Genomic DNA, 10,959 nt, shown 5'->3' on the forward strand with positions numbered 1-10,959 from the left:
GGACAAGCTCTTCCTGCGCGGACGCTGAGCCTTGCAGCTTCGGGCGCAAAGCCCGAAGCTATGCGCTTTGTCCAAGAGCTTTCCGATGTCTTCCCTGCCTCCCGCCATCTTTCTCATGGGGCCGACCGCCGCCGGCAAGACCGACCTGGCGATGGCGCTGGCCGATGCGCTGCCCTGCGAGCTGATCAGCGTCGACTCGGCGCTGATCTACCGCGGCATGGATATCGGTACGGCCAAGCCTTCCCGGGAGCTGCTGGCGCGCTATCCGCACCGCCTGATCGATATCCGCGACCCGGCGGAGAGCTATTCGGCCGCGGAATTCCGCGCCGACGCCCTGGCGGCGATGGCCGAGGCCACCGCGCGCGGCAGGATTCCCCTGCTGGTGGGGGGCACCATGCTCTATTACAAGGCGTTGCTCGAGGGCCTGGCCGACATGCCCGGCGCCGATCCCGAGGTGCGCGCGGCGATCGAGGCCGAGGCCCTGGCCGAAGGTTGGGAGGCGCTGCACCGGCAACTCGCCGAGGTCGACCCGGAGTCGGCTGCGCGCATCCACCCCAACGACCCGCAGCGACTGATGCGGGCGCTCGAGGTGTATCGCCTCGGCGGGGTGTCGATGAGCGACCTGCGTCGCCGGCAAAGCGCTGAAAAGGCGGATTTTGACGCGTCAGGCAGGAATCAATTGCCGTATACTGTCGCTCAGCTGGCGATTGCTCCCGAGCAGCGCCAGGTGTTGCACGCGCGGATTGCGCAGCGTTTTCGCCAGATGCTGGAACAGGGTTTCATCGCCGAGGTCGAAGCACTGCATGCCAGAAGTGACTTGCATGCAGGATTACCGTCTATTAGAGCCGTGGGTTACCGTCAGGTGTGGGATTACCTGGATGGCAAGCTGTCCTACGCTGAAATGACCGAACGCGGCATCATCGCTACCCGCCAGTTGGCCAAGCGCCAGTTCACCTGGCTGCGAAGCTGGAGCCATCTACACTGGATGGACAGCCTAGCAGGTGACAATCTGCCGCGTGCCTTGAAATACCTGAAAACGGTCTCCATATTGGCCTGAGACCTTAATTTGTCCGTCTGTTTCCGGAGCGAGACCGGAGTTTGGACGGCGCCAAGTCACCCTATTCGACTACTTCAAACTACGATCCTTAAAGGAGTGCGGCACATGTCAAAAGGGCATTCGCTACAAGACCCTTACCTCAATACCCTGCGGAAAGAACGCGTCCCGGTTTCCATCTATCTGGTCAACGGCATCAAGCTGCAAGGCCAGATCGAGTCCTTCGACCAGTTTGTCATCCTGCTGAAGAACACCGTCAGCCAGATGGTTTACAAGCACGCGATCTCTACCGTGGTACCGAGCCGTCCGGTGCGTCTGCCGAGCGGTGACCAGCCGGCCGAGCCGGGCAACGCTTGACGGGAGTCCGCTTTGTTCTTTGAGCGCCCAGGTGGTGGGGAACAGGCTGTTCTGGTGCATCTGGAAGGGCAGAACCCCGAGGCGCGTGAAGACCCGCAGGAGTTCCAGGAGCTGGTGCGTTCGGCCGGCGCGGAAACGGTGGCATTCGTCAGCGTCTCCCGCCACCAGCCGAGCGCCAAATATCTTATCGGCAGTGGCAAGGTCGAGGAGTTGCACGACCTGGTCAAGGCCGAAAACGTCGAGCTGGTGATTTTCAACCACACCTTGACGCCCAGCCAGGAGCGCAACCTCGAGCGAGCGTTCGAGTGCCGCGTACTCGACCGGACCGGGCTGATCCTCGACATCTTCGCCCAGCGCGCACGTACCCACGAAGGCAAGTTGCAGGTGGAACTGGCGCAACTGGAGCACATGAGCACGCGGCTGGTACGCGGCTGGACCCACCTCGAACGGCAGAAAGGCGGTATCGGCCTGCGCGGTCCGGGCGAGACCCAGCTGGAAACCGACCGACGCCTGCTGCGCGTGCGCATCCGCCAGATCAAGCAGCGCCTGGAGAAGGTCCGCAGCCAGCGCGAGCAGGCTCGACGCGGGCGCAAGCGCGCGGATATCCCGGCGGTCTCCCTGGTCGGCTATACCAACGCCGGCAAATCGACCCTGTTCAATGCGCTCACCGCCTCCGAGGTGTATGCCGCCAACCAGTTGTTCGCCACCCTCGACCCCACCCTGCGTCGCCTGCAACTGGACGATCTCGGGCCGGTGGTGCTGGCCGACACGGTGGGCTTCATCCGTCACCTGCCGCACAAGCTGGTGGAGGCCTTCCGCGCTACGCTGGAAGAGTCGAGCAACGCCGACCTCCTGCTGCACGTGATCGACGCCTACGAGCCCGAACGGGATGCGCAGGTCGAGCAGGTGCTGGCGGTGCTCGGCGAGATCGGCGCCAACGAATTGCCGATGCTCGAGGTCTATAACAAGGTCGACCTGCTACCCTCGGTCGAGCCGCACATCCAGCGCGACGACTCCGGCAAGCCGGTGCGCGTCTGGCTGTCGGCGCAGACCGGCGAAGGCCTCGACCTGTTGCGCCAGGCCATCGCCGAGCTGCTCGGCGAGGACCTCTTCGTCGGGACCTTGCGCCTGCCCCAGCGGCTCGGGCGCCTGCGCGCCCAGTTGTTCGAACTGGGCGCGGTGCAGTCCGAGGCGCACGATGAGGAAGGTTGTACCCTGCTGCAGGTGCGCCTGCCGCGGGCCGAGTTGAACCGCCTGGCGAGCCGCGCTGGCTGGCAGCCGGCGGAGTTCGTTGCGCAACACACTTTGCAATAAAGCCCGTATCGCTGCTTTTGGCAGCGGGCAGGGCATTCGGTAGCATGGGTGGCCGCGCCGCAGGCGCGTTTCGCGTTACTAGATGGAGAGCGCTATGGCTTGGAACGAGCCGGGTGACAACTCGAACAACAACGATCGAGACCCGTGGGGAGGCCGCCGCGGTGGTGGTGGCGGCGGTGGTGACCGCAAGGGGCCGCCCGACCTGGATGAGGCTTTCCGCAAGCTTCAGGACAGCCTGAACGGGCTGTTCGGTGGAAAAAAACGCAGTGGCAACGGTTCCGGCTCCGGTTCCGGCGGCAAGGGCGGTGGCCTGGGCCTGTTCGGCATCGGCCTGGCGATCCTCGCCGTGCTCTGGCTGTACAACGCCATCTATGTGGTGGACGAGCAGGAGCAGGCGGTCATCCTGCGCTTCGGCAAGTATTACGAGACGGTCGGTCCCGGCCTGAACTTCTACTTCCCGCCGATCGACAAGCGCTTCCAGGAGAACGTCACCCGCGAGCGTGCGTACAGCAAGCAGGGGCAGATGCTCACCGAGGACGAGAACATCGTCGAAGTGCCGCTGACCGTGCAGTACAAGATCAGCAACCTGCAGGACTTCGTGCTCAACGTCGACCAGCCCGAGGTCAGCCTGCAGCAGGCGACCGAGAGCGCGCTGCGGCATGTCGCCGGCTCCACCACCATGGACCGGATCCTCACCGAAGGCCGCGAGCAGATGGCGACCGAGGTGCGCGAGCGCCTGCAACGCTTCCTGGATACCTACAGGACCGGTATCACCGTGACCCAGGTGAACATCCAGAGCGCCCAGGCCCCGCGTGAGGTGCAGGAAGCGTTCGATGACGTGATCCGGGCCCGCGAGGACGAGCAGCGCGAGAAGAACCAGGCCGAAGCCTATGCCAACGGCGTGGTGCCGGAGGCGCGTGGCCAGGCTCAGCGCATCATCGAAGAAGCCAACGGTTACCGCGACGAGGTGATTTCGCGCGCCCAGGGTGAGGCGGATCGCTTCTCCAAGCTGCTGGTGGAATATCGCAAGGCTCCGGAAGTGACGCGCGAGCGTCTGTACCTGGACACCATGCAGGAAGTCTTCAGCCAGACCAGCAAGGTGCTGGTGACCGGTCAGCAAGGGCAGAACAACCTGCTCTACCTGCCGCTGGACAAGATGATCGATGGTCGTAACGCCGCGCCCGCTACGGGTGCCGGTGCTTCCGCCGGTGGTGGCAGCGCCAGCGCTTCCGACCTGGGGTCGCGGATCGTCAACGATCTGCGCCAGCAAGACGCGCGTACGAGGGAGAGCCGCTGATGGGCAACAAGTCTTTGATCGCTCTGATCGTCGGTGTCGTCGCCGCCATCGTCCTGTGGAACAGCGTCTACGTAGTCCAGCAGACCGAGCGCGCGGTCATGTTGCGCTTCGGCCGGGTGGTCGAGTCCGACGTCAAGCCGGGCCTGCACTTCAAGATCCCGTACGTCAACCAGGTGCGCAAGTTCGACGCTCGCCTGCTGACCCTGGATGCCCCGACCCAGCGCTTCCTGACCCTGGAAAAGAAAGCGGTGATGGTGGATGCCTATGCCAAGTGGCGGGTGGCGGATGCCGAGCGCTTCTATACCGCTACCTCGGGCCTCAAGCAGATCGCCGACGAACGCCTGTCGCGGCGTCTCGAAGCGGGTCTGCGCGACCAGTTCGGCAAGCGTACCCTGCATGAAGTGGTATCGGGCGAGCGCGACGCGCTGATGGGCGACATCACCGCTTCGCTGAACCGCATGGCGCAGAAGGAGCTGGGTATCGAGGTGATCGACGTGCGGGTCAAGGCCATCGACCTGCCGAAGGAAGTCAATCGCAGCGTCTTCGAGCGGATGAGCACCGAGCGTGAGCGCGAGGCCCGCGAGCACCGCGCCAAGGGTCGCGAACTGGCCGAAGGCATTCGTGCCGACGCCGATCGCCAGCGCCGGGTAATCGTTGCCGAAGCCTACCGCGAGTCGGAAGAGACCCGCGGTGACGGCGACTCCAAGGCTGCCGCGATCTACGCCAAGGCCTACAACCAGGATCCGGAGTTCTATTCCTTCTACCGTAGCCTGAAGGCGTATCGCGAAAGCTTCGCCGAGAAGCGCGACGTACTGGTGCTCGATCCGAGCAGCGAGTTCTTCCGCTATCTGAACAAGGCCAACAAGTAATACTCGGTTCTCCGGCGGGCGGCAGCGCCCGCCGGAGAAATCGTGTTATGATGAGCCAGCCGGGAAATCCCGGCTTTTTTGCGTCCGCGAGAATCATGTGGCAGGAATTCGGCATCGCTTTTTGTCTCGTGCTGGTGCTGGAAGGCATCCTGCCGTTCCTGTGTCCGCGACAATGGCGCGAGGCGGTCACCGGCATCGGCCGGCTGAGCGACCGTCACCTGCGTCTCGTGGGGCTGGGCAGCATGCTGCTCGGCACCCTGCTTCTTTACTGGATTCACTGATGATGTGCCGCCCGGCTGAAAGGGGAGAGGCGAAATGGCAACGGTAGACCGCTGGCTGCTGCCAGATGGGATCGAAGAGGTGCTGCCCCCGGAGGCGGCGCGCATCGAAGCAGCCCGCCGTCAGGTGCTGGATCTGTTCCACCGCTGGGGTTACGAGTTCGTCGTGACCCCGCATATCGAATACCTGGAGTCGCTGCTCACCGGTGCGGGACAGGATCTTGACCTGCGCACCTTCAAGGTGACCGACCCGGCGTCCGGCCGGCTCATGGGTTTCCGTGCCGACATTACGCCGCAAGTGGCGCGGATGGATGCGCACAGCCTGCGCCGCGAGGGACCGAGCCGCCTGTGCTATGCCGGCAGCGTGCTGCATGCGCAGCCGCGCGCGCTGTCCACTTCGCGTAGTCCGATCCAGCTGGGCGCCGAGCTGTACGGCGATCCGAGCCCTGCCAGCGATGTCGAGGTGATCAGCCTGATGCTGGAAATGCTCGAGATGGCGGAAGTGCCGGACGTGCACATGGACCTCGGCCATGTCGGTATCTACCGCGGCCTGGCGCGCGCGGCAGGGCTGTCCGGCGAAGTCGAGCAGCAGTTGTTCGATGCCTTGCAGCGCAAGGCGGTGGACGAGGTCGAGGCGCTGACTGCAGACCTGCCTGCCGAGCTGCGCGGCATGTTGCGTGCGCTGGCCGAGCTATGCGGCGGCCGCGATGCGCTGGAGCAGGGCCGTGCCCGTCTGGCGGCGGCGCCGGCCGATGTCCAGGTGGCGCTGAACGAGCTGATCGAGATCGCCGATTCGCTGGCTGGACGTTTCCCCGGCTTGCCGCTGTATTTCGACCTCGGCGAGCTGCGTGGCTATCACTATCACACCGGCGTGGTGTTTGCGGCCTTCGTGCCCGGCGTTGGCCAGTCCATCGCCCAGGGCGGTCGCTATGATGATATCGGTGCCGATTTCGGGCGCGCCCGCCCGGCCACCGGTTTCTCCACCGATCTGAAAAGCCTGGTCACTCTCGGCCAGGCCCGGTTGGACCAGGCTGTATCGGGTATCTGGGCGCCGGCCGAAGGGGCCGGGCTCTGGCAGGCGGTGCAACGACTGCGCCGCGACGGGCAGCGTGTCGTCCAGGCTCTGCCCGGGCAGGATGCGGCTTCTGCGCGCGAGGCGGGCTGCGACCGGCAGCTGGCGCTGCGCGATGGCAATTGGCAGGTGGCGCCGCTGGCGTCCTGAGATTCCGCCGGCCGCGGCCGGCATCGAACTTCCACGATGGGGACAAGTGTTATGGGTAAGAATGTCGTAGTCCTGGGCACCCAATGGGGTGATGAGGGCAAGGGCAAGATCGTCGACCTGCTCACCGAGCAGGCGGCTGCCGTAGTTCGCTACCAGGGTGGTCACAACGCTGGCCACACCCTGGTGATCGATGGCGAGAAAACCGTCCTGCACCTGATTCCATCGGGCATCCTGCGCGAAGGCGTGCAGTGCCTGATCGGCAATGGCGTGGTGCTGGCGCCGGATGCGCTGCTGCGCGAAATCACCAAGCTGGAAGAGAAGGGCGTGCCGGTGCGCGAGCGCCTGCGCATCAGTCCTTCCTGTCCGCTGATCCTGTCCTATCACGTCGCCCTCGACCAGGCGCGCGAGAAGGCCCGCGGCGAAGCCAAGATCGGCACCACCGGTCGTGGCATCGGCCCGGCATACGAGGACAAGGTGGCGCGTCGCGGCCTGCGCGTCGGCGACCTGTTCCACCGCGAGCGCTTCGCCGCCAAGCTGGGCGAGCTGCTGGACTACCATAACTTCGTCCTGCAGCACTACTACAAGGAGCCGGCCATCGACTTCCAGAAGACCCTGGACGAGGCGATGGAGTATGCCGAGCTGCTCAAGCCGATGATGGCCGATGTCGCTGCGACCCTGCACGACCTGCGCAAGCACGGCAAGGACATCATGTTCGAAGGCGCCCAGGGATCGCTGCTGGACATCGACCATGGCACCTATCCCTACGTGACCAGTTCCAACACCACCGCTGGCGGTACCGCCACCGGTTCCGGCTTCGGCCCGCTGTACCTGGACTACGTACTGGGTATCACCAAGGCCTATACCACTCGCGTCGGCTCCGGTCCGTTCCCGACCGAGCTGTTCGACGACGTCGGCGCCTACCTTGCCAAGCGCGGCCACGAGTTCGGTGCCACCACCGGTCGCGCTCGTCGCTGCGGCTGGTTCGATGCCGTGATCCTGCGCCGCGCCATCGAGATCAACAGCATCTCCGGCCTGTGCCTGACCAAGCTCGACGTGCTCGATGGTCTGGACGTGGTGCGCCTGTGCGTCGGCTACAAGAATGCCGATGGCGATGTGCTGGAAGCGCCGACCGATGCCGACAGCTACATCGGCCTGCAGCCGGTCTACGAGGAAATGCCCGGCTGGAGCGAGTCGACCGTGGGTGCGAAGACCCTGGAAGAGTTGCCGGCCAACGCCCGCGCCTACATCAAGCGCGTGGAAGAACTGGTGGGTGCGCCGATCGATATCATCTCCACCGGTCCGGACCGCAACGAAACCATCATCCTGCGCCATCCATTCGCCTGAGGCGGATAGCGGGGCGATGACGGAACGGGCTGCGCATGCGGCCCGTTTTCATTTCCGGGGTCGGCGCCGCGGCGAGCGGGGGGAGGTGGCGTGGCTCGAAGGGAAAAATCGCGGACAACAAAAAGCCGAGCGATGCTCGGCTGTTTGTCTTGAAGATGGTGCCCAGGAGAAGACTCGAACTTCCACGGTGTTGCCACCGCTAGGACCTGAACCTAGTGCGTCTACCAATTCCGCCACCTGGGCATGCTTTTCAGCATTGTGCGATGATCGCTCATCGACTTGGGTGTTGCAAACCTTGTCGCAGTTTCAATGCCTGGTAGTGGCTGAACTGCTGAAACAAAAACGGTCTAATGTCCGGCTTTGTCTGAAATATGGTGCCCAGGAGAAGACTCGAACTTCCACGGTGTTGCCACCGCTAGGACCTGAACCTAGTGCGTCTACCAATTCCGCCACCTGGGCACTGGAGTCGATGATCGCTCATCGTTTCCGTGTTACAACGTCTCAGCAACGTTGTGGGCGCGAACTATACGAGTACGTATTCTGCTTGTAAACCCCTGATGCGATAAAAATTATTCTGCTGCCGAAGCTGACCGACGAAGCGTTTTCGCGCTTCAATAGAGCAATGGCAGCAAACGCTAAAGAAGAAAAGGTGACCTACCTCTAATGGCCGATTGGCAAAACCTCGATCCCGAGGCCGCTCGCGAAGCGGAAAAGTACGAAAACCCCATCCCCAGCCGGGAACTGATCCTGGCTCACCTATCCGAGCGAGGCGCTCCGGCGACTCGCTCCCAGTTGCTCGACGAGTTCGGGCTCGCCGGCGAGGAGCCGGAAGAGGCCTTGCGTCGTCGCCTGCGCGCCATGGAGCGCGACGGGCAGCTTATCTATACGCGTCGTGGCGCCTACGCGCCGGTGGACAAGCTGGACCTGATCCGCGGCCGCATCAGCGGGCACCGCGATGGCTTCGGCTTCCTGATCCCCGACGATGGCAGCGACGACCTGTTCCTCAGCCCCACCCAGATGCGCCTGGTGTTCGACGGCGACCGCGCCCTGGCCCGGGTGTCCGGCCATGACCGGCGCGGACGCCGCGAAGGCCAGTTGGTCGAGGTGATCGAGCGGGCCCACGAGATCGTGGTCGGCCGCTACTTCGAGGAAAGCGGCATCGGCGTGGTGGTCGCGGACAACCCGAAGATCCAGCAGGAAGTCCTGATCCCGCCGGGCAAGGCCGGCAAGGCCAGGCACAACCAGTTCGTCCAGGTGCGCATCGAGCAATGGCCGAGCATCCACCGCCAGGCCCAGGGCGAGATCGTCGAGGTGCTCGGCGACTACATGGCGCCGGGGATGGAGATCGAAGTCGCCCTGCGCAGCTACGATATCCCCCACGTCTGGCCGGCCGCGGTGGAGAAGGAAGCGGCCAAGCTCAAGCCGGAAGTGGCGGAGAAGGACAAGGAAAAGCGTGTCGACCTGCGCCAGGTGCCCTTCGTCACCATCGACGGCGAGGATGCCCGCGACTTCGACGACGCGGTGTACGCCGAGGCCAAGCGCGGCGGCGGCTGGCGCCTGTTCGTGGCGATCGCCGATGTCTCGCACTACGTGAAGGTCGGTTCGGCGCTGGACGAAGAGGCGGCCAGGCGCGGCAACTCGGTGTATTTCCCCGAGCGGGTGATCCCGATGCTGCCGGAGGTGCTGTCCAATGGTCTCTGCTCGCTGAATCCGCTGGTCGACCGGCTGGCCATGGTCTGCGAGATGACCCTGTCCAAGGCCGGCAAGCTGACCGGCTATCAGTTCTACGAAGCGGTGATCCACTCCCATGCGCGCCTGACCTACACCAAGGTCAGCCAGTTGCTCGAGCATCCCGACAGCGTCGAGGCCGAGAACCTGCGCCAGCAGTTGCCCGGCGTGGTGCCGCACCTGCAGCAGTTGTATGCGCTGTATAAAGCGCTGCTGGCCGGCCGCCATGTCCGCGGCGCGATCGATTTCGAGACCCAGGAAACCCGCATCGTCTTCGGCGCCGACCGGAAGATCTCGGAAATCCGCCCGACCCAGCGCAACGATGCGCACCGCCTGATCGAAGAGTGCATGCTCTGCGCCAACGTGGCGACCGCACGCTTCCTGCAGAAGCACGCCATCCCGGCGTTGTACCGGGTGCATGACGGCCCGCCGCAGGAGAAGCTCAACAACCTGCGCCAGTTCCTCGGCGAGCTGGGGTTGAGCCTCGGCCGCGGCAAGGCCGCGCCGACCCCGGGCGACTACCAGGAGTTGCTGGAGAAGATCCACGACCGCGCCGACTTCCGCCTGATCCAGACGGTCATGCTGCGTTCGCTCAGCCAGGCGGTGTACAGCCCGGACAACAATGGCCACTTCGGCCTCAACTACGACGCCTACACCCACTTCACCTCGCCGATCCGGCGCTACCCGGACCTGCTGGTGCATCGTGCGATCCGCAGTGTGATCCGCTCCAAGGCGGAGACTCCGCACGTGCAGCGGGCCGGCGCGGCGAGCATGCCCAAGGCGCGCATCTATCCGTACGACGAATTGCGCCTGGACCAGTTGGGCGAGCAGTGCTCGATGACCGAGCGGCGTGCCGACGAGGCCACCCGCGACGTGACCAACTGGCTGAAGTGCGAATACATGCGCGAGCGGGTCGGCGAGACCTTCCCTGGCGTAATCACCGCGGTCACCGGTTTCGGTCTGTTCGTCGAGCTGACCGACATCTTCGTCGAAGGCCTGGTCCATGTGACCGCGCTGCCCGGCGATTACTATCATTTCGACGCCGTGCACCATCGCCTCAGCGGCGAGCGCACCGGGCGCAGCTTCCGTCTCGGCGACACCACGGAAGTGGTAGTGGCGCGGGTCGACCTGGACGAGCGGAAGATCGATTTCGAGCTGGCCGGAAACGTGCTGAGCGCGCCGATCGGACGCAAGAAGCGCAACGGCGACAAGTCGGCGAACGCCGGCAAGGCGCCGAAGGGGCGCAAGGGCGCAACCGTGCCCGAGGTCGACCTGGAGCCGGCGCTGGCCAGTCCCGACGCCGCGGTGGTGCCGCGGCGCAAGGCCGGCAAGGTGCAGGCGCTGCCGCCGGTCGCGCCGGAGCTGCTGGCGCAGGCCGCGGAGATGCTCGGCAACACCGACGTGCGCAAGAGTCGCGAGGTGAAGCAGGCGCTGCTCGCCGAGGCGCGCGTCGGCGGCGGCAAGGACAAGGGCGGGAAGAAGGGCAAGGTCGTTCC

At 64.8% G+C, this 10,959-nt stretch carries 9 protein-coding genes and 2 tRNA genes; 9 read left to right on the forward strand and 2 right to left on the reverse strand.

Annotated elements, in window-relative coordinates:
* The first annotated feature begins 85 nt into the window (after positions 1-85).
* The 8 genes from miaA to FFS27_RS20280 all read left to right on the forward strand — a co-directional run bounded on the left by miaA (position 86) and on the right by FFS27_RS20280 (position 7,735).
* Complete coding sequence (miaA, locus tag FFS27_RS20245) at positions 86-1,057, forward strand: tRNA (adenosine(37)-N6)-dimethylallyltransferase MiaA (protein ID WP_003135563.1); 972 nt, start codon at positions 86-88, stop codon at positions 1,055-1,057.
* 105 nt (positions 1,058-1,162) lie between these two features.
* Positions 1,163-1,411: an RNA chaperone Hfq gene (gene hfq / locus FFS27_RS20250; RefSeq protein WP_003095657.1), complete on the forward strand. Its 249-nt coding sequence runs from the start codon at positions 1,163-1,165 to the stop codon at positions 1,409-1,411.
* A 12-nt stretch (positions 1,412-1,423) separates the two neighbouring features.
* Positions 1,424-2,725, forward strand: a complete 1,302-nt coding sequence (hflX, locus tag FFS27_RS20255; protein ID WP_003095652.1) for a ribosome rescue GTPase HflX — start codon at positions 1,424-1,426, stop codon at positions 2,723-2,725.
* 94 nt (positions 2,726-2,819) lie between these two features.
* The gene (gene hflK, locus FFS27_RS20260; protein WP_003106427.1) at positions 2,820-4,022 is read left to right on the forward strand and encodes an FtsH protease activity modulator HflK; all 1,203 of its coding nucleotides are present in this window, start codon (positions 2,820-2,822) and stop codon (positions 4,020-4,022) included.
* Positions 4,022-4,891 carry a protease modulator HflC gene (gene hflC / locus FFS27_RS20265; protein ID WP_003106429.1) on the forward strand — a complete coding sequence of 290 codons (870 nt, stop codon included), beginning with the start codon at positions 4,022-4,024 and terminating at the stop codon, positions 4,889-4,891. Before hflK ends, hflC begins: the two co-directional genes overlap by 1 nt.
* A gap of 95 nt (positions 4,892-4,986) precedes the next feature.
* Positions 4,987-5,172, forward strand: a complete 186-nt coding sequence (locus FFS27_RS20270) for a DUF2065 domain-containing protein (RefSeq protein ID WP_003095647.1) — start codon at positions 4,987-4,989, stop codon at positions 5,170-5,172.
* 34 nt (positions 5,173-5,206) lie between these two features.
* On the forward strand, positions 5,207-6,391 hold the full coding sequence (locus tag FFS27_RS20275) for an ATP phosphoribosyltransferase regulatory subunit (protein ID WP_003095644.1): 1,185 nt from the start codon (positions 5,207-5,209) through the stop codon (positions 6,389-6,391).
* 51 nt (positions 6,392-6,442) lie between these two features.
* Positions 6,443-7,735: an adenylosuccinate synthase gene (locus tag FFS27_RS20280; protein ID WP_003095642.1), complete on the forward strand. Its 1,293-nt coding sequence runs from the start codon at positions 6,443-6,445 to the stop codon at positions 7,733-7,735.
* Between the two features lie 156 nt (positions 7,736-7,891).
* On the opposite strand, the gene FFS27_RS20285 is transcribed toward FFS27_RS20280, so the two are convergent.
* Together FFS27_RS20285 and FFS27_RS20290 are read right to left on the reverse strand one after the other, a co-directional pair.
* Positions 7,892-7,978, reverse strand: a tRNA-Leu gene (locus tag FFS27_RS20285).
* Between the two features lie 129 nt (positions 7,979-8,107).
* Positions 8,108-8,194: transfer RNA gene (locus FFS27_RS20290), tRNA-Leu, on the reverse strand.
* Positions 8,195-8,398: 204 nt separating this feature from the next.
* Between FFS27_RS20290 and rnr the strand changes: the two genes are divergently transcribed.
* Positions 8,399-10,959, forward strand: a 2,561-nt coding sequence (rnr, locus tag FFS27_RS20295; RefSeq protein ID WP_137952173.1) for a ribonuclease R, incomplete at its 3' end; no start/stop codon positions are given.

It is taken from the genome of Pseudomonas sp. 2VD (genome assembly GCF_005503585.1).
Lineage (GTDB): Bacteria > Pseudomonadota > Gammaproteobacteria > Pseudomonadales > Pseudomonadaceae > Pseudomonas > Pseudomonas aeruginosa.